Annotated in this window: 19 protein-coding genes and 1 tRNA gene; 7 read left to right on the top strand and 13 right to left on the bottom strand. The window is 60.1% G+C overall.

Going from position 1 to position 24,837, the window contains the following annotated elements; translation table 11 throughout:
* The 3 genes from G1C97_RS01910 to G1C97_RS01900 all read left to right on the top strand — a co-directional run bounded on the left by G1C97_RS01910 (window position 1) and on the right by G1C97_RS01900 (window position 3,661).
* Window positions 1–372, top strand: a complete 372-nt coding sequence (locus tag G1C97_RS01910; RefSeq protein WP_169240238.1) for a thiamine-binding protein — start codon at window positions 1–3, stop codon at window positions 370–372.
* A 420-nt stretch (window positions 373–792) separates the two neighbouring features.
* Window positions 793–2,172 carry an MFS transporter gene (locus G1C97_RS01905; protein ID WP_169240237.1) on the top strand — a complete coding sequence of 460 codons (1,380 nt, stop codon included), beginning with the start codon at window positions 793–795 and terminating at the stop codon, window positions 2,170–2,172.
* Between the two features lie 124 nt (window positions 2,173–2,296).
* Window positions 2,297–3,661 (top strand): serpin family protein, encoded by a 1,365-nt coding sequence (locus tag G1C97_RS01900; protein ID WP_240950953.1) that lies wholly within the window; start codon window positions 2,297–2,299, stop codon window positions 3,659–3,661.
* A gap of 106 nt (window positions 3,662–3,767) precedes the next feature.
* Here the strand turns inward: G1C97_RS01900 and G1C97_RS01895 are convergent, their stop codons facing one another.
* The 5 genes from G1C97_RS01895 to G1C97_RS01875 form a co-directional block, all read right to left on the bottom strand.
* The gene (locus tag G1C97_RS01895; protein WP_100496146.1) at window positions 3,768–4,832 is read right to left on the bottom strand and encodes an ABC transporter substrate-binding protein; all 1,065 of its coding nucleotides are present in this window, start codon (window positions 4,830–4,832) and stop codon (window positions 3,768–3,770) included.
* A gap of 266 nt (window positions 4,833–5,098) precedes the next feature.
* The gene (locus G1C97_RS01890; protein ID WP_169240235.1) at window positions 5,099–5,881 is read right to left on the bottom strand and encodes an ABC transporter permease; all 783 of its coding nucleotides are present in this window, start codon (window positions 5,879–5,881) and stop codon (window positions 5,099–5,101) included.
* 236 nt (window positions 5,882–6,117) lie between these two features.
* Window positions 6,118–7,689, bottom strand: a complete 1,572-nt coding sequence (locus tag G1C97_RS01885) for a glycoside hydrolase family 32 protein (protein ID WP_169240234.1) — start codon at window positions 7,687–7,689, stop codon at window positions 6,118–6,120.
* A 227-nt stretch (window positions 7,690–7,916) separates the two neighbouring features.
* Window positions 7,917–9,257, bottom strand: coding sequence for an MFS transporter (locus tag G1C97_RS01880; RefSeq protein WP_100496151.1), 1,341 nt, complete (start codon window positions 9,255–9,257; stop codon window positions 7,917–7,919).
* Between the two features lie 224 nt (window positions 9,258–9,481).
* Window positions 9,482–10,522, bottom strand: coding sequence for a LacI family DNA-binding transcriptional regulator (locus G1C97_RS01875; protein ID WP_169240233.1), 1,041 nt, complete (start codon window positions 10,520–10,522; stop codon window positions 9,482–9,484).
* A 205-nt stretch (window positions 10,523–10,727) separates the two neighbouring features.
* Here G1C97_RS01875 and G1C97_RS01870 point away from each other — a divergent pair, with 205 nt between their 5' ends.
* Complete coding sequence (locus G1C97_RS01870) at window positions 10,728–11,870, top strand: nucleoside hydrolase (protein WP_335341320.1); 1,143 nt, start codon at window positions 10,728–10,730, stop codon at window positions 11,868–11,870.
* A gap of 154 nt (window positions 11,871–12,024) precedes the next feature.
* On the opposite strand, the gene G1C97_RS01865 is transcribed toward G1C97_RS01870, so the two are convergent.
* The 7 genes from G1C97_RS01865 to G1C97_RS01835 form a co-directional block, all read right to left on the bottom strand.
* Entirely contained in the window at window positions 12,025–12,813 is a 789-nt protein-coding gene (locus tag G1C97_RS01865) for an isoprenyl transferase (protein WP_100496154.1), read from the bottom strand.
* A gap of 2 nt (window positions 12,814–12,815) precedes the next feature.
* Window positions 12,816–13,535: a DNA repair protein RecO gene (gene recO / locus G1C97_RS01860; RefSeq protein WP_169240231.1), complete on the bottom strand. Its 720-nt coding sequence runs from the start codon at window positions 13,533–13,535 to the stop codon at window positions 12,816–12,818.
* 60 nt (window positions 13,536–13,595) lie between these two features.
* A complete protein-coding gene (locus G1C97_RS01855; protein ID WP_205832491.1) occupies window positions 13,596–15,329 on the bottom strand; it encodes an alpha/beta hydrolase family protein in 1,734 nt (577 codons plus the stop codon).
* Window positions 15,330–15,502: 173 nt separating this feature from the next.
* A complete protein-coding gene (ispG, locus tag G1C97_RS01850) occupies window positions 15,503–16,726 on the bottom strand; it encodes a flavodoxin-dependent (E)-4-hydroxy-3-methylbut-2-enyl-diphosphate synthase (protein ID WP_165775828.1) in 1,224 nt (407 codons plus the stop codon).
* Window positions 16,723–17,913 carry a 1-deoxy-D-xylulose-5-phosphate reductoisomerase gene (gene dxr, locus G1C97_RS01845; protein ID WP_100496157.1) on the bottom strand — a complete coding sequence of 397 codons (1,191 nt, stop codon included), beginning with the start codon at window positions 17,911–17,913 and terminating at the stop codon, window positions 16,723–16,725. Before dxr ends, ispG begins: the two co-directional genes overlap by 4 nt.
* Window positions 17,910–19,574 (bottom strand): DivIVA domain-containing protein, encoded by a 1,665-nt coding sequence (locus tag G1C97_RS01840; protein ID WP_100496158.1) that lies wholly within the window; start codon window positions 19,572–19,574, stop codon window positions 17,910–17,912. The genes dxr and G1C97_RS01840 overlap by 4 nt, the downstream gene beginning before the upstream one ends.
* A 109-nt stretch (window positions 19,575–19,683) precedes the next feature.
* Entirely contained in the window at window positions 19,684–21,396 is a 1,713-nt protein-coding gene (locus tag G1C97_RS01835) for a zinc-dependent metalloprotease (protein ID WP_100496159.1), read from the bottom strand.
* Between the two features lie 133 nt (window positions 21,397–21,529).
* Here G1C97_RS01835 and G1C97_RS01830 point away from each other — a divergent pair, with 133 nt between their 5' ends.
* The 3 genes from G1C97_RS01830 (at window position 21,530) to G1C97_RS01820 (ending at window position 23,178) form a co-directional block, all read left to right on the top strand.
* Window positions 21,530–22,390 (top strand): YlbL family protein, encoded by an 861-nt coding sequence (locus G1C97_RS01830; RefSeq protein WP_169240230.1) that lies wholly within the window; start codon window positions 21,530–21,532, stop codon window positions 22,388–22,390.
* Window positions 22,391–22,503: 113 nt separating this feature from the next.
* Window positions 22,504–22,920 (top strand): DUF3052 domain-containing protein, encoded by a 417-nt coding sequence (locus G1C97_RS01825; RefSeq protein WP_100496161.1) that lies wholly within the window; start codon window positions 22,504–22,506, stop codon window positions 22,918–22,920.
* Window positions 22,921–23,104: 184 nt separating this feature from the next.
* A tRNA-Val gene (locus G1C97_RS01820) sits at window positions 23,105–23,178 on the top strand.
* A gap of 11 nt (window positions 23,179–23,189) precedes the next feature.
* Here the strand turns inward: G1C97_RS01820 and G1C97_RS01815 are convergent.
* Window positions 23,190–24,758 carry an ATP-dependent helicase gene (locus G1C97_RS01815; protein ID WP_169240229.1) on the bottom strand — a complete coding sequence of 523 codons (1,569 nt, stop codon included), beginning with the start codon at window positions 24,756–24,758 and terminating at the stop codon, window positions 23,190–23,192.
* Between the last annotated feature and the right edge of the window lie 79 nt (window positions 24,759–24,837).

The raw sequence follows: 24,837 nt of genomic DNA, 5'->3' as shown, positions 1-24,837 counted from the left end.
ATGGTTCTTGACCGCAATGCCGTGAAGCAGGAAGTGCCGATCGACCCCGAAACCGGCAAACCGTACCTCAACACGGTGGCCGCCATTCAGGTATCCGCCGCCGGCGTGGGGTCAGAGGTATCTCCATATGTGTCTCAGGCCATCGAAGTGATTCGAGAATCAGGTCTGCCGCAGGAGACCAACGCTCTGTTCACCAATGTGGAGGGCGATCTGGACGAGGTGCTCAAGGTGGCCGGCGCGGCCGCCAAGAAGCTCGCCGAACAGGGATACCGCACCTCGCTGGTGCTGCATATGGACATCCGTCCAGGGTTCACCGGTCAGCTGACCGAGAAGCCAAAGCTGGTGGACGAAATCCTAGCCTCAAAACAGTAACTCGGCTCCTCTTCCGACGACCATAAAAGGGGTTCTGGGCCTTTCCCTACCATGAAGAAGCCGAAATGGCTGTGCTCATGGTAGGGAAAGGCCCAGAACCCCTTTTATGGTCGGCATAGGCCCAGGATAATTGGTATGCCCATGCCCAGAATCGCTTTAGGGTTATGGTCTGGCACCGTTCACAATGTGGCCGCAACCGGGTAACCTGTGGAAGCGCACCTATAGTACTTCTCTGACGTACGTGGGCAATCTCACAACGATTGTCCATCGTGTGTGAATTCAAGATTTTCGGCCGCGTCCGACGCCCATCCCACACAATGGGAGGACGACCGGAAACGCAGGGCGGAGTCAAGAGTTCGCCCGCCGGCAATATACCGTTGAGCGGTTGCCGTCGGGCAGGATGTAGAAGAGGCGCTCATTATGACTGCTGCTGAACAGCAGATTTCCCGCAATTCCACGGCTATGGACTCCACGCAGGCGCGTGAGGCCGTTGGCAATCGCGCTCAGGTAGAAGAAATTGTTTCGCGCATGGATCGTGCGCATGAGACCCCGATGTTCTATCGCATCGTCGCCCTGGTTGCGGCCGGTATGCTGATGGACAGCATCGACGTATATATCGGCAGCGCCGTGGCTTCCAGTGCGCTGTCTACCCACTGGTCCACCGTGGCTCAGAACTCCAGGTTCATGTCTGCTGGCTTCTTGGGCCTGTTGGTCGGCTCCCTGTTGGCCGGCTTCGTCGGCGATCTGAAAGGACGCCGCACCGCCTACCAAATCAACCTGTTGTTGTTCGGCGGCTTCACCTTCCTCGGCGCGTTCGCTCCGAACATGACCGTTCTTTCGCTCTGCCGCCTTGGCGCAGGCCTTGGTCTTGGTGCCGAGATCGTGACCGGCTTCGCCATGGTCAACGAGTTCGCCCCGATGAACCGCCGCGGGCACTGGTGCGCGATCGTCTCGCTGGTGGCCAACTGCGGCGTGCCGATCGCCATGCTGCTGTGCGCGTTCATTATCCCCCGCTGGAGCTGGCGTCCGTTGTTCGTAGGCATCGGTCTGGTGGCCGCTGTGATCTGGTGGCTGCGCCGTGACATCCCCGAATCTCCGCGCTGGCTTGCGGTGCATGGCCGTTACGACGAGGCCGACGCCATCGTCAAGCAGCTTGAGGCCAACGGTTCTGAGCCTGTTGAAGCTGGCGCAAAGTCCGCTGCCGAATCGACTCGCAACGCCGGCGGCCGTTCGCTCGGTATCTGCCTGCTCGTGGCCATTGTGGCCGTAAGCGCCACGAACGTGTGCTCCTACGCCTTCACCTCCTGGGTGCCGACGATTCTGGTCAAGCGCGGCATCAATCTTTCCGCCTCGCTGACCACCTCCACGATGATGATGCTCGGCGCACCGGTGGGCTGCCTCATCGGCTCCCTGCTCATCGACCGTATCGGCCGCAAGCGCACCATCGTGCCGGCCTTCCTGTTCACCGGTGTGTTCGGTATGCTCTACGCCTTCCAGACCTCCACCACCGGTGCCATCGTCGTGGGCTTCCTGCTCATGATGTGCCTCTACGTACTCATGGCCTCCGTGGTGGCCGTGTATGCGCCTGAACTGTTCGCTACCAAGGTACGCTTCCGTTGCGTGGGCGTGGCCAACGCCATCGCCAAGCTGCTCAACGTGTTGATGCCTATGGTGGTGGGTTGGATGCTCGTCTCGCTCGGCGCCACGTCCATCTTCGTGTCCATCAGCGTGATCGCCATCGCAGCAATGCTCATCGTCGGTATCTTCGGTGTGGAGACGGCTCGCCGCTCGGTGAACTGACAATCGCTTCTTCCCGATAGAGCGGTATTCGCAACGGGCTTGACTGCAACCATTCGTGTTGTCGCCAAGCCCGTTTTATTATGAAACTGCTAGCATGCCGTTTTCAATGGAGAGGAGACATGCCATGACCTCATCAACTCCTCTTGAGCATCGTCGCAAGCAGCAACACGGACGGAAACGCCTCATACGCATTGTCGCCGGGATAATAGCGGCAGCTCTGCTGGTTACCGCGGGCGGCGTGTGGTGGACGACGGGAGAGGGGAAGCTCATTGTCATGAATCTGTTCAAGCCGGCCGCACGCCCCGCCACACAAGCAGCAGCCGACAGCGTCTCGGCATTCGCATACCAATCCTCGCCGAAGTTTCTCACAATGGAGTCCGCCCAGGATTCGAACGGCAATGTGAACTACTCCCCCGCTTCAATGTGGATGGCGCTGGCAATCGCCACGCAGGGCGCCGGCGGCACGACCCGTTCGCAGATGGATGATCTACTGGGCACAGGATCGTTGGTAACAGAGGATTATCAGTCACTATTACGCTCCATCAACGGACGGTACGGCAGCTCGGAATCCGAGATGAGCGCAGCCAACTCATTGTGGGTGGACAGCCAGTACACACTGGCCGACGCTTTCAAAGCGACCGCGAAGGGTTCCTTCGACGCGGACATGCAATCGTTGCCGTTCAACGACGCCACGGCCAAGCGCATGAGCCGCTGGATCGCCGACCATACCAAAGGCGCGCTGAAACCGAACATCACATTGCAAGACAGGGAAGTCATCTCCATCATCAACACCGTGTTCGCAGACGGCCGCTGGAAAGACCCGTTTGAGCCTGAAGAGACCACGAGCCAAACCTTCCGCGGCGAGGACGGCGAAGCCGAAGTGTCGATGATGCAGCATCTGTTCGATGACATGGTCTGGGCGCACGACAGCGATAACGACACGTGGCAGCGGGTTTCGATACCATTCGACAATGGCGGATCGCTGACCATACTGCTGCCCGCGGTCGGTCATTTCGATGAAATCGCTTCGGATACGGAGAAATTGCGATGGGCGATGAGCACATGCCTCGACTCGGAATATGGCTGTACGACTGACGCTCCCGCCGGATGGGGCGTCGCCGCCGAAGCCGTAATGGTCAACGTATCGCTGCCGAAATTCACCATCGACAGCACCTTCCCTTCGGATGAGACCATAGCGACGTTCAGACAACTGGGACTTACTGATGCCTTTACGCCCGGCACCGCCGATCTGAGCAAGATGACAGGATCAGCCGCCGATCTGTCCATCGGCTCCATCATTCAGGGCACACGCATCGAAGTAAACGAAAACGGTGCCAAAGCGGCGGCGTTCACCAAGATGGGCGTGGAGGCCGCCGGCGCACCAGTCGAGCAACAGTTCGTGGAATTCACCGTGGACCGGCCATTTCTCTACGCCCTGACCACGCCGGATGCCATACCGCTGTTCATCGGCGCGGTGCGCAACCTGTGATATAAAAACGCAAACGGCGTTGCGCTGAGCCCATCCTTTTTCGCGGATGGCGCTCAGTGCAACGCCGTCAGACTAAGGCCTCAGACCAATGCCGTCGAGCTATTGGCTACTTGGCCAGGAATTCGTTGGTGGCGAAGTCCTTGGTATTGGGAGCCTCGTGGATCACGTTGTCGTGTGAATCCGTGTAAGCGTCCTCTTCGGCCAGGAAGTCGAAGTACTTCTGCGGCTCGACGAAATCATTGGTGCCGAGCACGAACGAACCGTCCTTGATCTTGGCCGGGTCGCCCCAGTACTGGCCGTCGACGATGGTCTGCATGCTCTTCTTGACGAAGTCGAGCTTCAGGTTCGCCTCAGGAGCCTCGTCCACCAGAATCTTCGCGGCATCATCCGGGTGCTCGTAAGCGTATTCGTAACCCTTCTGGGTGGCCTGCGTGAACTTCTTCACCAGATCAGGATCGTTCTTGATGGTCTTCTCATTGGTGATCACGCCGATGGCGTCCGCATTGCCGGGCACACCGTAGTCAGGTTCGGTGAAGCAGTTGAGCGCCGGGCCGTACATTTCGGCCTGCACGCCTTCCCAGGTGGCGTAGAAACCGCCGAAGTCGGCCTTGCCGGACTCAAGCGTCTGGAAGGTGGACGTACCGACGGTCACCTTGTCGAATTCACCCTTGCCGCCGTCGGTCTGAATCATACGGCGCACCACGGCATCGGACTCGTTCGAGCCGAACGTGGCGAACGTCTTGCCATCCAGATCCTTCGGGGACTTGATGGCGGTGTTCGAGGCGAGCGCGCACCAGATGGCGCTCGGCTTCTGCTGGACCTGCAACACCTGCTTCAGGGTCGCGCCCTTGATGTTGTACATGCCCACATTCGTGAGATTGGACAGCGCGAAGTCGGCGTTGCCGTTGTTCACGGCCTGTTCCGCGCCGGCCTGCGCGACGGCCACGATATCCACATCAAGGCCCTGATCCTTGAACCAGCCCTTGTTCTTGGCCACGTAGACGCCGATATGGTTGGTGTCCGGTGCCCAAGACAGCATGAATGTGACTTTCTTGAGGCTTTCGCCGTTGGAATCGGATGCATTGTTGGTCTGTCCGCATGCGGCGAGACCGATCGTCATGGCAATGGCGCCCACGAGGGCGATGGCCTTGTGCGCAAGGCTGTGCTTCATGATGAATCCCTAGTTCGTTATCTCTCAATCGTTCTCTGGGTGGTGCTTCGAGCGGATAATCGGCAGAGAACGATAGGAAGGGCCTGACAATCCGCCCGACCGGCGCCCCGGCCGAATTCCCAATGAAGCGAGAAAAAGGGAAAGGCCGTTTGCCACACGCCGGGCAAGCGTTTGTCATTATAGCCTTGGGTACTACCGAACGGCGGTAGACGCTGATGATCGGGGCTCGTCGAATAACAGATTGAGCTGCGAGATCAGCAACAAACTCACTGATCGGCGTCCGGATCGGCGTCCTCTCCTACCGGGCCGAGCAACAGCCGTTCGCTCAGGTTCACGGCGATAAGCAGCAAGCAGGTCATGGCTATGATCGTGAACGTCGCGGAGAAGATCAACGGCGTGCGGAACGAGTTGTACGCCGCCTGCAGCCAGATGCCCAATCCCCTTCGCGCGCCCAAATACTCCGCGGTGGAGGCCGTGGCGAAAATGTAGGCTGCGGTCACACGAATGCCGCCATAGATCTGCCGTGCGGCAACCCTGAGCTTGACATGCCACAAGGTCCACGCACGGGTAGCGCCGCAGGTGAGTGCCACATCCGAGTAGAATTCCGGTACCGCTTCCAAACCTCGTACCGTCTGCACGGCCACAGGGAACAGGCCGAATACGGCGGTGATCACGATCTTGCCGTACGTTTCGAAGCCGAACCAGATCAGGAACAGCGGGGCGATGGAGATCAGCGGCATGGTCTGCGCGGCGGCAAGCAGCGGATAGAACGCCGCGTTGAACGTACGCGAGCAGTACAAGCCAATGCCGATCAGGATGCCGAGCAATACCGCGAACAGAAAACCGACCACACCCTCGTAGGTGGTGACTGCGGCCGCCGGTCCCAGTGTGGGCCATACTTCGACCGTGGCCTGCGCGATCTCGCTGGGGGCCGGAATCATCGTGGAGGGAACATGTCCGATTCTCACCCAGGCCTCCCATATGGCGAGCAGCGCCACCACTGCAATCAGGGTGGGCACGTGACTGGCGAGACGTTTTGCGAAGGACATGATTCACCTTGCTTTCCAGCTGCAACCGGTGCGTGGAGCAGTAAGGTGAGGAGCCTGCGCGCCGCCGGTCGAGCGTTGATGGACACATTTGCCGTCCAACAGTATAAAGCCCGGGTACGAATCATGTTCCTGATGGCAAACATGATTCGCACCCGGGCTGTACTTGTGTGAAGGCCGGCTAAGCGGCCTGATGCCGGAGCCGATTGGCTATCGACTCCGACGGGCCAACGGACTACCTACTCCAGTCCGATGGACTTCAGGTGGTGCAGCTTCAGCGACGCCACCTTGAGGGATCCGGATTCGGCTTCCAGCTTGATGGCACGCGGGCCTTCAGCGGCGTACGAGTAGGAGCTGAGCACCTGATGACCGCCGTTGACGTATACCTCGACGGAACCGCGATCGACGAACACGCGCAGGTCCAGCGTATCGGCGGCGAGCTCGGCTTCGCTCAACGGTGCGGTACGATAACCGCGATCGCCGTACTTCATGGCCTGACGGTCCACCACCACGCGGCCGAGCTGGTCGTCATATGCCACATACGTGTACGAACCGTCCTGGGTGGCGTGAATCTTCAGACCGGCGCGTTCGGCGGTGGAATGGGCCAGATCGATGGTCATTTCGATTTCCACGGCTTCGGCATCTTCGGAGATGACCTTCTCGCCATCCATGTCCAGCGTGATCTCACCGTGGTCGAACGTGTCTTCGCGTAAAGCTTCGATCTCCCTGACCGGAGCGGTGACCACATCGCCGTCCTCCCCCAGAGTGATCTCGCGAGGCAGGGTCAGCTGGCCGCACCAGCCATCCTCCTGCATCGGAATCGGCTCGACGAACGGACTCAGCCAGCCGTAGACGATCTGTCGGCCGTCTTCGCTGCCGTCGGCAACGTTGAACGACTGAGGCGCGTAATAGTTGTGGCCGCAATCCCACAGACGGAACTCGGTTTCCGGCTTGAATTCGCCGCCCGGCTCCCAAGTGCCGATCATGTAACCGGCATTGTTCACGTTGCGGTTCATGAAGCCGTGCTTCTTGGCACCCATCGCGGAGAAGCCGATCACCCACTTCTCGTTGCCGTCTTTGTCGTGGATCGGGAAGAAGTCCGGGCATTCGAGCATGAACACATCCGGATCCGGATGTTCGAACAGCACGCGCTCGTAGGTCCAACGAACCATGTCGTCGGAGGAGAACAGCCACATCTGGCCGCGCTTCTCGGCGGAGGAGACGCCGAAGGTCATGTACCACTTGTCACCGGTCTTCCACACCTTCGGATCACGGTAGTGGTGATCCACCTTGTCGGTCGGGCAGTCGATGATCATGCCCTGCTTGGTGGCGGAGGTCAGTTCGTCGTTGTCCGGGGTGGCCAGCATCTGCACCTGCCAGTCGCCGCCGGTGTTGTCATGGCCGTTGGCCCAACGGTGACCGGTGTAGTAGAACTTAAGGTCTCCGTTGTCGTCGATGACGGCGGAACCGGAGAACACACCGTCCTTCTCCTGCTCCAGCGAGGGGGCGAACATGATCGGCTCGCGCTTCCAGTTGACCATATCGGTCGAGGAGACGTGGCCCCAGTGCATCGGACCCCACTGGGTGCCGTACGGGTGCAGCTGGTAGAAGACATGCCAACGGCCCTTGTAGAAGCACAGACCGTTCGGGTCGTTGATCCAGCCGCCGTTGGAAGCGATGTGATACTTCGGGTACCAGCGGTTGTTGCGCTTGGCCGCCAGCGCGGCGACACCGGCCTCGGCTTTGGCGAGTTCTTCGGCATGGTCGCGGATAGGGGTGAGCACGGGATTTGCAGGGGTGAAATCAGTCATGGCACGTCCTTGTGAGGTTGGGGTTTGCGACGAGGAGGATTGAGTTGTACGAGAAGAGCGAGGAGGGGAAGGCAACCGGTTAGGGGTCAAGCCCACCGGTCGCATAGCGCTCGGAGCTGATTGGGCGGCGCAGGAAAAGGGGAAAACCACGCCGCCCAAATATCCAGCTACCTTGCAGCCGGACCGCGATGCGCAGCTGCATGACGCGGTCCATGCGGATTCCGTTATCAGGCCGCAGCCTTGCCGGCTTCCATGGCCTTAAGCTGCTTGTCGGTGTAGAACGGATCACCGCCGACGTCCTGATCGTCCTTCTTGATGACGAAGAAGCCGTAGATCAGGGCCAACAGCACGATGCCGGAGATCATCCAGAAGGTGATGCGGACACCCATGTCGTTGGCAGGCATGAGCTCCTTCATGTATCCGTGCAGCACACCCAGCGGGGTGGAGAAGACGATCTGACCGATCTGCGAAGCGATCTGGAAGCCGACCATGTACAGCGTGGCGGAGAGCTTGGTGTCGAAGTGCAGGGTGAAGTAGCGGAACGCCGGCAGGCAGAACAGCGGCACCTCGATGGAGTGGAACATCTTGACGATGGATACGGTGATCGGGTCGTGGAACACGCCGCACAGACCGATGCGGGCGAACATCACGAACGCGCCGAGCAGCAGGGAGTTGCGCACGCCGATCTTGCGCATGATGATCGGGACCACGCCCATCATGGCGGACTCAAGGAACACCTGGAAGCTGTTGAGGGTGCCGTAGGTGGCCTGGCCGATCTCCGGCGTGGAGAACAGGTTGCGGTAGTAGACCGGGAAGAACTGCTGGTCGAACACCACATAGAAGGTGTTGGTGAAGAGCATGAACACCACGAGCACCCATAGGGTAGGCATGCCCAGCACAGAGACCATTTCCTTGAACGACGGTCCGGACTTCTCCGCCTTGGGATCGGCGGCGGCCTTGAGCTTGTCACGCTGTTCGGCCGGCACCCAGAAGGCGTAGATGAGCAGCATGCCGAAGCCGCAGGCGGAGCCAACCCAGAAGTTGATCAGCGGGTTGACGTTGAACAGGAAGCCGGCGAACAACGCCACGATGGCGTAGCCGAAGGAGCCCCAGGCACGAGACTGTCCGTATTCGAAGTTGAAGTAACGAGAGTAGCGCTCGGTCACGGCTTCAAGCAACGAGCATGCAGCCATGAATCCAGCGGACAGGACGATGGAGCCGATCACCGCGCCCGTCCAACGGGTAGCCCCGCCGGCTTCGATCATCGGGGCGTAGACGAACTGGACAAAAGGTCCGACCAACGCTGCGATAGCAGAGGTGACGATCACCAGCTTGCGCTTGATGCCGAGCTGATCCTGAATGGCACCGTAGGCAAACATGATGACCATGGTCGCGGCGGAGTTGATGGTGTAGACGAGGCCGGCCTCACCGTCGGTCAGGCCGATGGATTCCAGCCAGACGCGGAAGAAGGACCACCAGATGCCCCACGAGCAGAAGAACATGAAGATGCCCAGGGAGCTCTGCAGATAAGAGGGATTTCTCCATGCAGATTTGGATGCACTTGCCATAATCATCCTTTGATTACTACTACTTGATTGTTTATCGCTCCGTTGCTTCGCTTTGGCCGCTGCGCCTTTGCTGAAGTTTCTGTTGCAGTAGTAATTATGCGGCGTCAATCGATTTACGTCAATCGATTGACGTTTACGGCGTGTCGCCACCGGTATGCCAAAATCACCATTGGCCAACAGCCGGCACGAATGTCATACAGCGTGCCGGCGGCGGAACGGCATGATCAGCGCACCGATTCCTTTTCGATCAGCGTGCAGTGAATCTTCGCCGGCTCCACGGCGTCAAACGGCGGTATCGCCGCCGTGGTCTCAGGCAGTTCAAGGTCATGCAGGGAACGGTCTTCGATCAAGGAGATCAGTTTGGCTGCAGCCCAGTATCCCATTTCGAAGTGAGGCAGTTCGATGGTGGTCAACATCGGCGAAAGCGTTTCGGCGAATACACGATGGTTGTCCACGCCGACCACGGAAATGTCGCGCCCCACGGTCAGGCCGCGCCGAGCCGCGCATTCATAGACATACCACGCACGGGCGTCGTTGAAGCAGAAGAAGCCATCGGGATGTTCGGCATCGAACAGATCTCTTACCGCCTCAAGCGCCGGACCGTTGTTCAGCACATTGACCACCAGACGCTCGTCAAACGTACGACCCGCATCTTCCAGCGCCTTCCTATACCCCGCTTGACGTCCTTCCTGGGCGATCATCAATTCAGAGCAGCCGACATAGGCGATACGTTCGCATCCCGCGTCAATCAGCCGACGGGTGGCATCGTATCCGATACGGAATTCATCCGGCTCCACGCTGGGAATCAAGCCTTCCTCATCAGTGGCGTCCACCAGCACCAACGGAGTGCCGCGCAACGATTTGGGAGCTTTGGTCACACGGTTCGACATTTTGGCATATAGGAATCCGTCAGTGCCGTACCGCTTCAGCGCGGCGATCTCCTCGTTCTCACTGGCCTTGCCGTCCGTGCTGACGGTGATCAGCATGTACCCCAGCTGGCTGGCCGCGCTCTGTGCGCCCAGAATTATGCCACCTGCATAAAGGGTGGTGGCCACTTCCTCACTGATGAAGCCGAGAATGCGGGTGCGGCCGGTGCGCAGCGAGCTGGCCAGAGGATTCGCACGATAGCCGAGTTGTTTGGCGATGGTACGCACATTGCTTGCGATCTCGCTTTTCACACGCCCTTCATCGCGATTGTTGAGTACCAGCGACACCGTGGAGACGGATACCCCCGCCTTGTTGGCAATCTCCTTCATCGTAACCATAACGTCAAACGATACACCCTAGGAATCGTCTTGTCCGGCAGTGAAACCCGACAGCCATGGGCACAAGCCGTATCGGCCAAGATGCCCCTGTATCATAGCCGGTATGCGCAACCCCCATGAGCATTCCGCAGCAGGCACCCACTCGCCTGATGCATCGGTCTTGTCAGTTCCGTCGGCGGTGCCAGCTTCATCGGGCCGGGCAGATATCGGCAACCGGAATCGGACACGAATCATCGCCTGCGTCGATACCGGTGTGGACGACGCGCTGGCATTGGCGTACCTGCTTGCCTCCCCCGCATGCGAGCTGGTTGGCGTCATCGCCGGATACGGCAATGTGGATGCCGCCACAGCCATACGGAACACGAACGCCGTACTTGCACTGTTCGGCCGCTCTGATATCCCCGTATATCAAGGCTCGACGCACCCCTCGTGGGCTTCATCCTTTATCCCGGACGCCGGGTGTGCGCAGTTCCACGGACCGGACGGATTGGGTGGCTATCTCGACGGTCGTGCGACCGCAACAACCACCAACGCGGCTGCCAGCAATACGAACATGACGGCTTCTCAGGCCGATGTTGACGGCGGCATCGTTTCGGTCGGCGGATACCCATTGGGCGACCCCCATGCGAATCCGGCGCATCCTCACGCCCTGCCGCTTTCAGCACAACCCACTTCGACACCACGATCTGAAGTACAGGGAACCGACTTTCTTATTGGGCAGGTGCGGCGATACGGACATAACGTCACGGTTCTGACCACGGGACCGCTTACCGATGTGGATGCGGCACTCACCAAGGCGCCGGCTATCGCCGAGAAGCTGCATCTGGTGATGATGGGAGGCACGCTCACCCAACCCGGCAACTGTTGGGACACGGTGGCCGAGACCAACATCATTCAAGATCCTGAAGCCGCGAATCGCGTGTTCCATTGCGGTGCGGATATCACGATGGTCGGGCTTGACGTCACGCACCAATGTCTGCTGCCTCAGACCGCCGTCGATCGATGGACGGCGACAGGCACGGAACGCGGCCGCTTCCTCGCCCGACTCGCCGACTTCTCCATCGCCGCGAACCGTCAGGCGGATCCGGCTCTGTTCGCCGACGGCATGCCATTGCACGACCCGCTTGCAGCAGCCGTGGCCTTGGACCGCACGTTGGTCGGATGTCTTGACATCGCGATGCGCGCCGAAACCAGAACCGGCGATTTCGCCGGCGTACGAGGCCGCACCACCGGCGATCCAGTCGGTTTGGTCACTCCGTCCATGCCACGCACCCATGTGGCGCTCACGGTAGATGCCGCGCGATTTGTCAACGATTTCGTCGATCGGTTGACCAGCCTTTGCCGGTAACCCAGCTCGGCGGCACGAAAGGACAGTCCATCGGACTGTCCTTTACTTCACGCCGCCAGCAAGAACGGACTGCCTCCGGCAGACCAGCATCACCTCACCGAACGCTACCGCGCCCAGCTCGGCGGCGCGAACGGACAGTCCACCGGACTGTCCTTTACTTCACGCCGCCAAAACGTCGATCACGGTGGATGTAGTGATCGATGGAGCGCCAGAGGACTTCACGACCGCAGTCAGGGAAGAGCTCGGGCACGAAATCCAGTTCCGCATAGGCGGCCTGCCACGGCAGGAAGTTCGAGGTACGCTGCTCGCCGGAGGTGCGGATCACCAGATCGCAGTCGGGCACATCAGGCAGATAGAGATGGTCGGCGAGCATCTTCTCTGTGACACGGTCGCCGGAAATCTTGCCGTCGCGCACCTCTCGCGCAATCGCCGCGCAAGCATCGGCGATCTCCGCACGTCCGCCGTAATTGATGCAGAACACCACGTCGATGACCTTGTTGTTCTTCGTACGCTCCTGCGCGACTTCCAGCTCGTCGATCACCGACTTCCACAGCTTCGGCCGGCGGCCGGACCACCGCACGCGCACACCCCAGTCGTCCATCTGCGCCACACGACGATGGATGATCTCACGTGAGAAGCCCATCAGGAATCGCACTTCCTGAGGCGAACGCTTCCAATTTTCAGTGGAGAACGTATACAGGCTCAAATACCGCACACCCGCCTCGATCGCACCGGCGATGGTGTCGAACACCACCGGTTCGGCGGCCTGATGACCGTTGGTGCGAATCAAGCCTCGCTGCTTGGCCCATCGGCCATTGCCATCCATGATCACGCCCACATGCCGGGGCACCTTGTTCTTCGGGAAATCGGGGATACGGCTGGGATCGGAAAACGGTGCCGCGGGGATATCCAATGATGTGTAATCGACGTTCTCAAAAGCCATACTCATGAATCTATCAAGCGCAGCGAACGAATCGGCCGCTCCAGATAATATTCTCCCCAATCTTCAACCAGTTGACGGCATACGGTCTCCAATGGCGAGCCGTCCAGCACGGCCCAGTCGCCACGGGTCAAAGCCTCGAATTGTCGCAATGCAAGCGGCGAGACGCGGCGCGCATCGGTGGTGTGGTCAGCTTCGCACATCACGCCACCGGACGCAATGGACAGATACGCCCCTGTCTGTCTGCCGCACACCACGCAAGCATTGAGACGCGGCGTCCAACCGGCCAGCGCGACCGCGCGCATCACATATGAGCCGGCGATGGCATCGGACGCGTGGGCGTGCTTGGCCAGCGCGTTGAGCGCGCCGATCACCAACCGGTATTGGCCGCGATTCTGCTCATGCTCCACTCCGACAAGCTTGTCGGCGGTTTCCACAATAACGTTGGCGGCCTCGTATGCGGCATAATCGGCTGCGATGGCGGCACCGTATGCGGCGATGGATTCCGCCTGCGAGACCACATCCAGAGAGCGGCCTTCGGCGATCAACACATCCACGCGCATGAACGGTTCCAGTCGTGCGCCGAATCGCGATCTGACACGCCGCACGCCTTTGGCCACAGCACGGATCTTGCCGTGCCCGGCGGTAAGCAAGGTGATGATGCGGTCGGCCTCGCCGAGTTTCGCGGTTCTCAAGACCACGGCCTCGTCACGGTAGAGCGGCATAACTATCTCCCTGCATGAATTCCATGAATCGGTATACGAGTCGGCTGCCATCGACACAGCTCAGTACACGAACAATCCCCAGAACGCGAAGAACAGCAACACATACAGCATCGTAACCGTGACCAGCCAGAACAACACGCGTCCAAGCCGAGTGGAGGCAAGTACCGGTTCGGCACCGGTGATGATGCCGCGCACCGCCCCTTTGCGCGGCGGCCATTGGATAAGTCCGCGCATTGAGGCGACCTCGATCAGCCGCATGAACACACGGGACCATGCCCAGATCACCATGATGGACACCACTTGGATCACCGGCCAGCTCCAGTACATGACGCCGGGTTCTTCGCTCGGCGCCGCACCCCAGGCAAGATGCACCACTCCCATGATCACCTGCCCCAGACCGGCGAAGAAAACCAGCAGCGTGGCCATGGTGGTCAAGGTCAAGGTCAGCAGCGCGTTGCCGAATCCATGCGCAAAGCCAAGCGCACTCGGCTTGCCGGCAATCGCACCGCCATGTCCATGCCCGTCACGTGCGTCACGTGCAGCACGCCGCCATCGCGCCCGCACACGCAGTACACGTGCCAAAGCGATCAACGCGAGCACCGCCGAAGCACAGAGCAGCAATAGCATCGTCACGTGAATGACCAGTCCGTATACGGTGCCGACCGGCCGCGGCTGCAACGCGCCGGGCAGTCCGATCGACTGGTAGAGATTGGCTCCCGCCACCCGTTCGCTGGTCTGTTTCAACCCTCGCGAGGTTCCTACGGACCAATCGATCAGGTCGCTCACATAGGCGTCGGCGAACGGCGTTCCGGATTCGGATTCGTCGCCGAGACGCAGCACATGATTGGCGACCGGATAGCTGCGCACAGTGACGTCCCAATTGTCAGCCTGATGCGCTTCATGCAGAATCGCACGTACGCCATCCACTTGCGCGGTCATCACATCCTTGGAACCATAGGCAACATACGTGGGGATTGCATAGGCCGTGGGATTCAAGGTGTGGATATCGAGATTGCCGAGCCCCAGCATGCCGGTATCGGCGCTGAACACGCGCTGGACAATGGACTGGTAACCGTCATGCGCGCCGGCAAGCGTGAAATCCTGCGTGACGAAGAATCCCAAGGATTGCCGGGGAGAGAACACCATCGGACTCAAGAGGATCTGGAAGGCGATCTTCGGATCGTCGGCAAGCAGATATGAGGAAATCCATGTGGATTCGGAGGTGGCATAAATGCCGACCTTGGAGTCATCTACGCTGTCCAGCCCGCGCAGGTATTTGATGACCTGATCGTATGCCTTTGCGGAAGCCGGATAGTCGCGGGTGATGTCGGTGGTGTTCCATACCGGCTTGTCGAGCACGGCGGTGACGAATCCGGCTGAGGCAAGGTCTGTGGCGACATCGCCGAATGAGTTGTCGCAGGTGCCGTAACCGGCTCCGTGCATGAACACAACGGCGGGCAGCGTGCCGGTCGTGTTGCCCGATTCGGTTCGGGGCTCACGAATCAGCACCTTGACTGCTTGGACGCCGTTCTCGCCCGCCGTATTGCGCACGCCGGTTTCGTTGCTTAAGGACCCATCTCGCGCAATGTTCAACGTCACGTATCGTTCGGTGACTTCGTAGGTGCCTTTGGTCGGCAGAACCTCGCCGGATGAATTGGCGAAAGTGACGGCAGTATCGTCGGTCAGAGTTGCCATGGTCTGTCCGGTGGGTTCGATATTCCACGGCACGGTGGTCAGATTCGAAATCGTGACGAGAATGCCGAACAGTATCACGAAGATAGGCAGACTCACCATCAACCGATGGCCACGGGTCCATGGCTGGGATGTTGGTGATGATTCCTGATTCGACACGCAGCCCATTGTAGGCACCGGCCCTACCCTGCTGCGTCGGGCCGTTACGTTGGCGGCGAACAACTGGGCTCGCCGCCGGGCATCTTGCTGCGGAAAAAAGAAAACGTCGGATCGGGTCAGCGGTTCGGGTGCTGGATCGGCACGACAACCGGGCCGGTGGAGCCGGCAGGAACCTGTCCGTCCGCTTCCATCTGGGCGGCGATCTCTTGGGCCTTGGTGAGCAATGTTTCCACGATCTGGTCTTCAGGCACGGTTTCGACAACCTTGCCCTTGATGAAGATCTGGCCTTTGCCGTTGCCGGAAGCCACGCCGAGGTCAGCCTCTCGCGCCTCGCCGGGTCCGTTGACGATACAACCCATCACGGCCACGCGAATCGGCGCGGTCACATCCTTCAATCCTTCGGTCACTGCGGAGGCGAGCTGAATCACATCCACTTGGGCGCGGCCGCAGCTCGGGCAGGAGATGATGTCGAACTTGCGCGGACGCAGCCCCATGTACTCCAAAAGCTTGCAGCCCACCTTGACCTCTTCGACCGGAGGCGCGGAAAGGGACACGCGAATCGTGTCGCCGATGCCTTCGGCAAGCAACGCGCCAAAAGCAAGGCAGGATTTGATGGTGCCCTGCCAGGCGGGACCGGCTTCGGTGACGCCGAGATGCAACGGCCAGTCGCCTTTAGAGGCAAGCAGACGATACGTTTCCACCATGGTGATCACGTCATGGTGCTTGACGGAGATCTTGAAGTCATGGAAGCCCACATCTTCGAACATATGCGCTTCCTTGAGAGCGGAAGCTACAAGCGCCTCAGGGGTGGGTCCACCGTATTTGGCGTAGAGCTCCTTGTCGAGCGAACCGGCGTTCACACCGATGCGCAAGGAGATGCCGGCATCCGTAGCGGCCTTGCAAATGGAGGGACCTACTTCGTCGAACTTACGGATATTGCCGGGGTTCACGCGCACCGCAGCGCAACCGGCATCAATGGCCTGAAACACGTACTTGGATTGGAAGTGAATGTCTGCGATAACAGGAATCGGCGACTTCCGGCAGATCTCCGGCAAAGCGTCCGCATCGTCCTGACTGGGCACTGCGACTCGAACGATGTCGCATCCGGCTGCGGTCAGTTCAGCGATCTGCTGGAGCGTCGCCGGCACGTTGGCAGTGAGCGTATTGGTCATCGACTGCACGGAGATGGGCGCGCCACCGCCAACCGGCACCGGTCCGACCATGATGCGACGCGACTTGCGCCGCGGATGTAATGGCGATTCGCTGGTCAGCTCGATCGGATTGCCGGTTTTGCGGAACGGTTTGTCAATGGGTTTTTCCATATTCAAGGTATTCATCATTGCTTGTCTATCAGATCGTCGGCCAGACGACGTGCTTCCAATTCGATCTGGTTCATTTCCTCCACGTCCGCAAACAACGGATTGCCACGCAGTTCAGCATCCATCTCGTCAAGCACCGCTTTGACAGTGTCGACAATGCCGAGATATGGCAAGCGGTGATCCAGGAACGCGTGAACCGCCTGTTCGTTGGCGGCATTGAGCACCGCCGCATGCTTCTCGGAAGCGCTCAGGCAATGCCGTGCCAGCTGAACGGCCGGGAACGCCTCGTCATCCAACGGCTCAAATGTCCACGAAGCGGCCTGTGTCCAATCGCATGCCGCCGCCACATTGTCCATTCGCTCCGGTGCGGATAGTCCCAAAGCGATGGGCAGACGCATGTCGGGCGGCGAGGCCTGACAAATCGTGGCACCGTCAACAAATTCAACCATGGAATGCACGATGGATTGCGGATGCACGGTCACGGCGATACGGTCCGGGGGTATGTCAAACAGACGGGATGCTTCGATGACTTCCAACCCTTTGTTCATCAGGGTCGAGGAATTGATGGTCACCACCGGCCCCATGTTCCATGTGGGGTGATGCAGCGCCTGTTCCGGGGTGATCTGAGCCATATCGGCACGATGCCAGCCACGGAACGGCCCGCCCGAAGCCGTAACCACCAGTTTGGCGACTTCGGCATGGGTACCGGAACGCAGCGACTGCCAGATTGCGGAATGTTCGGAATCCACCGGATTGATTTGGTTGGCACGCACCTGCGAGTCAAACAGCAGATGGCCGCCGGCCACTACGGATTCCTTGTTGGCCAACGCCAACTGGGATGAGGCTCGCAACGCGGCGATGGACGGTTCAAGGCCAATGGAGCCGGTGATGCCATTGAGTACGACATCCGCACCAGAACCGGCCATCGCGACAACCGCCTCGCGGCCGGCGCTGACGGCAACATCTTGCGCGCCGGCCTGAGCCAGGGCCTCGCGCAGTGCGGGAACCTTGGCCTGGTCGAATATCGCCACCCGCGGCACATGGAATTGCGCGGCTTGGCGGGCGAGCAACTCAACATGCGCTCCTCCGGCGGCAAGTCCTGTGACGACGAACCGTTCAGGATGACGGCTGATAACATCCAGCCCTTGAGTGCCGATAGAACCGGTGGAGCCAAGAATCACCACCGTAGAGGTGCGGGTCACGCTCAACGTCCCTTCTTTGTCGAATCGTTCAGAGTGGGGAATGACAGGTCCGGAATCTCCGTGTCAAGATCGCTGCTCATCGGGAACAGCATCGCGAACGGGTTGGCGGCGGCGCTGTCATGTTTCGGTTCCTCGGGCTTTGCCTCAGGCTGCTCAACCTGCGACTCGGGTTCAGGTTCAGCGACAGGCACGGCAGACTTGTGCTCCGGAGTGTGCTCGACAGGCTGCACCGAAGCGGAGGAACCGGCATAGGCATGTGCCGGAGCAGTGGTCTCGCCGGCCGAGCGGTCGGCCGAGGAACCTGCCGGAGCGGCAAACGGCGCAGACGGAGCAGCCACCGGTGCGATGGGCTCGGGAAGATCGCTGAGCTTCAGCTGCGGCGAACCGAGATCCGGCAGCTTGGGAGTGAACGACTGGGTGTTCACCACAGGAATCTCCTGTGAAATCTCTGCCATATGGGCCAGCGCGGCCAATGAAGAATCACTCTGACCGGCATTGTCGGTATGGGCATCGAAGATGGACGATTCTTGTGTGGGCTGCGACGGAGCGAAGCTCACCGGTTGCGTTGCGGTGGATGGTGCAGGCACTGCGCTCGGTGTCGCAACAGGCTCGGCCGCAGGCGTCACGGGTGCAATCTTGTGTTCCGGAACAGGTCCCGGATGGGCCACCGGCGGCTGTGCGGCAGCGTACGGCGTGCCAGCAGACGCAGATGACGATGTTGCCGTCTGGGGAGCAAAGGAGGGAGGCACTGCAACAGGGGCCGCCACTGGGGCCGCCGCGGCAACGGTTGCGGCGGGTGCCGCCGCTACCGGCGAAGTCGGAGCCGGGGCTGCAAACAGATTTCGCTCAGCCTGATGCAGCGCGTCAAACGAATCATCATGGTCCGTTGCAGGAGTGGCCGTAGGACGGACATCCGCAGCAGGCGGCTGCGCCCCAGCCGCGAACAGCGAGGGAACACTGTCGGCGTTCGCAGACGGTGCCGGGACGGAAGCCGACGCAGATGGCGTCGACGCAGGTTCACCGGAAACATAGTCGGCCACGCGCGCATAGGATTCCAATCGGCTGAGCAGCTGCACGCAGGAATTCAGGAAGTAATCGACCTGACGTTCGTCATAGCCGCGCTTGCCTTTACGCTGCGTGAACACCACATTGTTCACCGTGTTGGCATTCAAATCCGCCAATGCGCGCACATCCGCTTCGCTCACGCCGTCAATGCCCAGAGACGCGGCTGCTTTGTCGACAATCTGATCGACGAGGCGGTCCACCTGCTTCTTGTCGTACGAAGGCTGCTTGGGCGCTCCCGGCTTGAACCGTTCACGTTCGGCACGTTCCGCGTGGGACTGCACCTCACGATACAGCTTCTCCGTCGTGGCTTTCCATGTCACGCGGCCGAATTGCGCGATCTCCCATGTGGTCTGCTTGTCCACAACCGCTCGCTCCAGCCGGCCGAGCGCGGCATCCACCTGAGCGATAACATAACCGTTTTTCTTCACATCGAAGGAAACGTCCTGAATGTCATGCTGGGTGAGCTTGACGCCGTCACTGTCATACAAGGCATGGGCTCGCTCCAGAAAAGCATCCACCTGCTCGGGGTCGTAACCCCACTTGCGCTTGCCTGCGCGGGCGATGCCCGTCTTAGCGTCCCCTTCACGAAGTTCCTGCGCCATCGGCTCTTCAACCTCCTGCTGGATAAATACACTCCAGCACAACTTTACGTGACTATTGCGACGCAATCCGTCGGCTTGGCCCAATCACGCGACCCGCCAAGACCGTAAATCATCGGTCGGCATCGGTTCCCGTGTCGTTCTTCGCATCCTCCCCGTCATCGCCGTCGAGCAGCTTGGAGAGCTCCGCGTCCCAATCGATGGCATCCGATGCCCCCTCAGCGGAGGGATGGACTGGGCCGGCACCAGAACCAGCCGCATTGGAACCAGCCGCACCAGCGACGGCACCGGTGCCCGCACCGGCACCTGAACCGTCCGCCGCCAATACCGGCAACAGGTCGGGGTGCGCCCATTTACCATCGCGCGCATCGGAGCCTTCGGCGGAGGTGATCATCTCCCACAGCCCTGCGGCCTCACGCATGCGCTTGGGGCGAAGCTTCAGGCCGAGCAGACTTTCGAACGTACGCTCCGCAGGTCCTCCCATGGCTCGTTCGCGACGCATCATCTCACGCAGCTGTTCGATATGCGGCAAATGCGCCATACCGGCACGCCATACCACGCAATCAACCCAGCCTTCCACCATGGCCAGCAACGATTCAAGCGAAGCGAGCGCCTCACGCTGTTCCGGCGTATCCGGAATACCGACCTTGGTAAGGTTCACGGCACCGGAGATGGATTCCGGATCCATCGACACCGCATCGCGCAGCTGCTCCTCCATGGCATCCAAATCGATGGAGATGCCGCGCGCATATTTGCCGATCAGCGCCTCGAATCGCGGCATCAGCCACGGCACGGATGCATACAGCCGGGAATGGGCCATCTCCTGCAGGGCGAGGAATGAAAGCACTTCTGATTCCGGAATGCGCTCAGTGGCACCGAATCCGTTGAGCGCGTCCTCAAATGCGGCTGCTTCACCATCCGCATCGATACGCACATGATCCGCGTCCTCGGGCATGTCCTTCTTGGCGGAAGTGAAGCCGATCGGAGCCCGATGCGCATCGGCGTTGGAGGATGGGACATCACCGGCGGATGCTTCATCCGCCGGTCGATCACCATTGAGCAATGCCGAGTATTCGATGGCGTTCTGCGCGATCAGCCCGCCTGCGGGGTTCTTCAGCAATGCAATGCCCTGATCGAAGCTGCCATGCACTTCGCGGCTCAGATCGCCGGCCGCATGGCCCAATTGCATGGCGAACGAGGTATTGCCGAGCAGCTTGATCAATTGTGCAGGATCCTTCATACCGTCAGGAATCGGAATCGGAACCGGCCCGGCGAACATGCCGGAGATCTCACCTTCGCCCAGCATGCCGCCCAATCGGTCTGAGATCACTGATGCGAGCGCCTCATTCATCGACTCGGCCACGGGTGCGGCGAATTTGGCCCACTGGTCGATGGTGCCTTCCACCCAAGCCTGACGAGTCAGCACATCCGGCTCCCCCGGTGCCGGGTCGAAGGCGCAGGCGGTGTCCAGCCACAGGTTCGCCTCGCTCATCGCTCGACGCGCCGCCTCACCGTCCAACGCGGATACGCTGGAGCTCGATCCTGAAGCATTGGCACGTTGCAATGCCAGCGACTTTGCGAGCTTGACGTTGATCGGTCCTTCCTCCACGGTGCGCTGCATATCGCCCATGGTGTTCAATCCGCCGGCGGTGAATGCGGCCATCATCTGCTGCACTTCACTGGGGTCAGGCAGACGGCTGGGATCCTGACTCATCAGTTGCTCGCGAATCGAATCCGGCAACTGGCTGATCTGCTGCCAGGCCATTTCGCCTTGAATCGGGCCGAAGCATTTGATCAGCCATTCGTGAATCGCGTTGTCATCCATGCGCATCCTTCTTTGCTCAGCGGTGTTACCACAAGTGTAGGGGGTTGTCTCGCCGTTCGCTGCCGGCCAAGCCCGAAAACGATCGAGTCTGCGTTTTCCTTCCGGCGGATACATTACGCATACACTGTTGCGTATGGTTGAACGTCTCAAAGGTTTCCTTCACCACATTCGCGATTATTTCGCAGCACGGTCGATACGCCATCTCGCCGGCCTGTTCGCTGTGGTACTTGGCATGGTGATTCTGCTGCTGCCCAGCTCTTACGTCATCGAAATGCCCGGTCCTACGCAGAATGTGCTGGGCAAGGCATCCGGCGAAGAGGTCATTGCGGTACAGGGCAAAGGAGTGACTACCTATCGCGATTCCGGCAAACTGCTGTTAGTCACGGTCAGTGCCTCAGGCGTACCCGGATATCCGATCATCAACGCACAGGCTGTATGGGGATGGGCCAATCCTCACGTGGAGGTGATGCCCCAGGAGGCAGTCGTGCCGGTGGGGCAGACCGCCGATGAATACCGGCAACAGATCGACGACGATATGACCGGCTCTCAGGATGAGGCCAGCGAGGTGGGGCTGCGTTACGTCCGCGAGCATGCGCAGGAACTTGGCGTAGATGCCGATGCTCTGGCCAAGGCCAAGGTGACCATGCATGTTGACAGCATCGGCGGCCCATCCGCAGGCATGATGTATACGTTGGGACTGATCGATAAGCTCACACCGGCCAAGGAAAGCGGAGGTCTGACCATCGCAGGCACCGGCACCATCGACAAGCAGGGCAAGGTGGGCAGCATCGGCGGCATACGGCTCAAAATGCTCGGAGCCAAACGAGACGGTGCCACATGGTTCCTGGCCCCTGAAGCGAACTGCTCATCCGTGGTCGGTCATGTGCCCGATGGACTGCGCGACGTGAAAGTCTCCACACTGGACGAGGCGTATCAGGCATTGGTCGCCATCGGCAAGGGGCAGGGCGATGATCTGCCGCACTGCACCGCCTGAGAAGCCGCACAAACCATGCACGCCGCTTTCGCCTTTCATTCCTCTGCCCACATTGCGAAGTTTTTCGGCCGAGTTAACGCATTTGTTCGCCAAGACTTGCTAATGTGTCCCCTGTGAATCAAACCGCATCACAAAAGGCTGAAGAATTCGGATTCAAACCCGGCGACATCGTCCAGGAATGGCTCTGGGACGATGACGTGGACGACTCCGTGCGCGCACAGATCGAGAAGCTCACGGGCGAGGAACTCGTAGACGAGGACTACGACTCCGCCGTGGATGGCGTCATCGTGTGGTGGCGTGACGGCGACGATGAGGACGAACTGTCCGACACCATCGTCGATGCCTATTCGGTGCTGGGGCAGGATGGTCCGATGTGGATTTTGACCCCCAAGCCCGGTCGTCCCGGCGCTCCCGGCTCCTCCACCGTGCAGTCCGCGGCACAGACTGCAGGCATGAACGCAGCCACGCCGTTGACGGTCAGCCCCGATTGGAACGGCATTCGTCTGCGCGCCTTCGGCAAAGGCCGCTGACCGGTCCGGGCAAGTCACCACGACCATAGGTCATCGTCAGCCCATAAAACCGTAAGGACCATAGGCGTACGCCGTTACGGACGTTCAGGCCACCTCGTGAAGTCGAGATGTGACCTGAATAATGTGATTTTGTGTGCGTTTCAGCGTGTCGCTGTGCCGCCCATACGGTACTGTGGTCACTTGCGGGCGATTAGCTCAGTTGGTTAGAGCGCCACCTTTACACGGTGGATGTCGGGGGTTCGAGTCCCTCATCGCCCACAGTTTTCAGTTCATAGAAAGCGCGAAGGCCTCCGTTGCTGTGCGCCATATCCATCTTTGGTTTTCGCATACGAGAGTTGCAGACTGTCTTCCGCACGCGTAATGCCCACATACATGAGCCTTCGCTCCTCTTCCAGCGCCTCTGACGACTCAGGCGCTCCAAACGGCAGCAGTCCTTCGGAACAACCGATCAGGAACACATGCTTGAACTCCAGACCCTTTGCCGCATGAATCGTGGAGATCGTCACGCCCGGGTCGTCATCTTGCCTCATGCCGGACGGATCCAATCCCATGGCCTCCAGCAAAGCGCGTTTGGAAGCCATTTCATCGGCCAAAGCCGTTGACTGCCATCCTGAATCCCGACGCACCCGGCATTTGATCCCCAAGGCTCTCAGCGCCGAAACGAACGCCGCTTGCTGCGCGTTGATGCGCGTCAGGATCGCGCAATCGGAAGGCTTCGCTCCCTGCGCGATCAGACGAGCTATGCGCGCGGCCACTCCTTGCGCCTCTTGCAGATCGGTGTCATAGGCGATTCTCCCTACGCGGCGTCCTGGCTCCCGGGCCGAAACAAGACGGAGATAATCACCACGATCCGGTGCCGAGGCAAGTACCCGATTCGCCAAGGTCACCACTTCCGGAGTCGAACGGTAATCCGTATTGAGATTGATATCCGCGGCCAGCGGGCCGAATTCCTCGCCGAATTGCAGCAGATCCCAACTGGATGCGCCAGCGAACGAATAAATCGTCTGCGCCGGATCCCCCACCACGCAGATATTGCGATTCAGCACCCGATCGTCCTCGGCTCCCCCGCCGAGCCAGAGTCTCAATAACCGATGCTGCAACGGAGAGACATCCTGATACTCGTCGACGGTCAGCCATCCGATCGAAGCACGTATGCGAGCGGCCTCATCGGGAAAGTCATCCATGATATGACACACCAGCAGCAGAATGTCATCAAAATCAATTTCCCCTCGGGATGTCTTCTCCTGCTCGTACGCCGCATAGACGTCAGCGAACTTCGCCGGGTCAAGACCTGCCGGGTTCTGGCGGCCGACCATCGCGGCGATACGCGCATAATCGTCAACCGGCACCAGCGAGATCTTGGCCCAATTGATTTCGGCAAGTACATCGCGTACGATCAGCGGATCGATATCCGCGATCGCCGTGGCGCGCGTGATCGCACGAGATACTACATCGCGCTGATCCTCGATCAGATGAGGGAACGGCGCTTCGCATACGTCCGTCCATACCTCATTGAGCTGGCGCAACGCCGCGGAGTGGAACGTCGCCGCGGTCACGCCTCGGCCGCCTCCCTCGGCGAGGCCACCGGTCGAACCTGCCACACCGAGCTGTTCCAGACGTGCACGCATTTCCGCCGCAGCCTTCACCGAGAAGGTCACGGCAAGCACCCGTTCGGGCTTCCACGCTCCGGTGGCACAGGCGTAGGCGATACGTCTCGTCACCGTTCTGGTCTTGCCGGCTCCGGCTCCGGCGATGATACGCACAGGTCCGTGCAGCGTGGTCACCGCCTTGCGCTGTTGCTCATCAAGCCCCTCAAGAATCCCCTGCACCTGTTTCATACCTTCCATTGTGGCATGGAAACCGTGACGCGAAGCGTCCACACGTCTTACAGAACGTGTCACGAAGACACGGCATGTA

The organism is Bifidobacterium olomucense (genome assembly GCF_012932375.1).
GTDB classification, from domain to species: Bacteria; Actinomycetota; Actinomycetes; order Actinomycetales; family Bifidobacteriaceae; genus Bifidobacterium; species Bifidobacterium olomucense.
The sequence above is the reverse complement of the archived record's forward strand: the minus strand, read 5'-3'. Positions and strand labels throughout refer to the sequence as shown.

What these genes read in the sequence shown, in the direction of transcription:
- G1C97_RS01895 (WP_100496146.1), bottom strand. Translation starts at nt 4,832, where the DNA reads ATGAAGCACAGCCTTGCGCACAAGGCCATCGCCCTCGTGGGCGCCATT.
- G1C97_RS01905 (WP_169240237.1), top strand. Translation starts at nt 793, where the DNA reads ATGACTGCTGCTGAACAGCAGATTTCCCGCAATTCCACGGCTATGGAC.
- G1C97_RS01875 (WP_169240233.1), bottom strand. Translation starts at nt 10,522, where the DNA reads ATGGTTACGATGAAGGAGATTGCCAACAAGGCGGGGGTATCCGTCTCC.
- G1C97_RS01910 (WP_169240238.1), top strand. Translation starts at nt 1, where the DNA reads ATGGTTCTTGACCGCAATGCCGTGAAGCAGGAAGTGCCGATCGACCCC.
- G1C97_RS01835 (WP_100496159.1), bottom strand. Translation starts at nt 21,396, where the DNA reads ATGGATGACAACGCGATTCACGAATGGCTGATCAAATGCTTCGGCCCG.
- G1C97_RS01900 (WP_240950953.1), top strand. Translation starts at nt 2,297, where the DNA reads ATGACCTCATCAACTCCTCTTGAGCATCGTCGCAAGCAGCAACACGGA.
- G1C97_RS01890 (WP_169240235.1), bottom strand. Translation starts at nt 5,881, where the DNA reads ATGTCCTTCGCAAAACGTCTCGCCAGTCACGTGCCCACCCTGATTGCA.
- G1C97_RS01880 (WP_100496151.1), bottom strand. Translation starts at nt 9,257, where the DNA reads ATGGCAAGTGCATCCAAATCTGCATGGAGAAATCCCTCTTATCTGCAG.
- G1C97_RS01815 (WP_169240229.1), bottom strand. Translation starts at nt 24,758, where the DNA reads ATGAAACAGGTGCAGGGGATTCTTGAGGGGCTTGATGAGCAACAGCGC.
- G1C97_RS01840 (WP_100496158.1), bottom strand. Translation starts at nt 19,574, where the DNA reads ATGGCGCAGGAACTTCGTGAAGGGGACGCTAAGACGGGCATCGCCCGC.
- recO (WP_169240231.1), bottom strand. Translation starts at nt 13,535, where the DNA reads ATGCCGCTCTACCGTGACGAGGCCGTGGTCTTGAGAACCGCGAAACTC.
- G1C97_RS01885 (WP_169240234.1), bottom strand. Translation starts at nt 7,689, where the DNA reads ATGACTGATTTCACCCCTGCAAATCCCGTGCTCACCCCTATCCGCGAC.
- G1C97_RS01855 (WP_205832491.1), bottom strand. Translation starts at nt 15,329, where the DNA reads ATGGTGAGTCTGCCTATCTTCGTGATACTGTTCGGCATTCTCGTCACG.
- G1C97_RS01865 (WP_100496154.1), bottom strand. Translation starts at nt 12,813, where the DNA reads ATGGCTTTTGAGAACGTCGATTACACATCATTGGATATCCCCGCGGCA.
- ispG (WP_165775828.1), bottom strand. Translation starts at nt 16,726, where the DNA reads ATGATGAATACCTTGAATATGGAAAAACCCATTGACAAACCGTTCCGC.
- G1C97_RS01830 (WP_169240230.1), top strand. Translation starts at nt 21,530, where the DNA reads ATGGTTGAACGTCTCAAAGGTTTCCTTCACCACATTCGCGATTATTTC.